We start from the raw sequence: 689 nt of genomic DNA, 5'->3' as shown, positions 1-689 counted from the left end.
GGTGGTGTTCGGGCTGGTGGCGGGGGCGGTGCTGCTGGTGCGGCGCCGTTGGCCGATCGCGGTGGTGCTGGTGGCGATCGCGGTGACGCCGGCGGCGATGGGGTTTCTGCTGGGGATCGTGGGGCTGTATTCGCTGGCGGCGTCGGATCTGCCGCGGCGGATCATCGGGTCGCTGGCGGGGATGCAGTCGGTCGGTGTGCTGATCGTGATGTTCGTGCGGTTGCGGCAGGACATCGCGCGGGGGGATGTGGAGGTCGGTGACTGGCTGGTGCCGTTCGCGTCGGTGACGATGGCGCTGGGGGTGACGGCTCCGCCGGTGCTGCTGGGTCTGTACGTGGGCGCGCGGCGGCGGCTGATGGAGAGTCTGCGGGAGCGGGCGGACAGTCTGGAGCGGGAGCTTCAGTTGCTCGCGGAGCGGGCCGAGGAGCGTGCGGAGTGGGCGCGGGGTGAGGAGCGGACGCGGATCGCGCGGGAGATGCATGACGTGGTGGCGCACCGGGTGAGTCTGATGGTGGTGCATGCGGCGGCGTTGCAGGCGGTGGCGCGGAAGGATCCGGAGAAGGCGGTGCGGAACGCGGCGCTGGTGGGGGACATGGGCCGGCAGGCGTTGACGGAGTTGCGGGAGATGCTCGGGGTGCTGCGTGCCGGTGGGGACGGGGTGCGGTCGCGGGCGGGGGGTTCTTCGGTGC

General features: G+C 72.1%; 1 protein-coding gene. It reads left to right on the top strand.

Annotation, left to right across the window (positions count from 1 at the left end; all coding sequences use genetic code 11):
* The coding region (locus CCN29_RS32745) for a sensor histidine kinase (protein WP_442538628.1) at positions 1–689 on the top strand (689 nt) is incomplete at both ends.

The sequence above is a fragment of the Streptomyces pseudogriseolus genome (assembly GCA_002154585.1).
In the GTDB taxonomy this organism is placed as follows: Bacteria; Actinomycetota; Actinomycetes; order Streptomycetales; family Streptomycetaceae; genus Streptomyces; species Streptomyces pseudogriseolus.
Note: the sequence above shows the minus strand (reverse complement) of the source record. Positions and strands in the feature narration are given on the sequence as shown.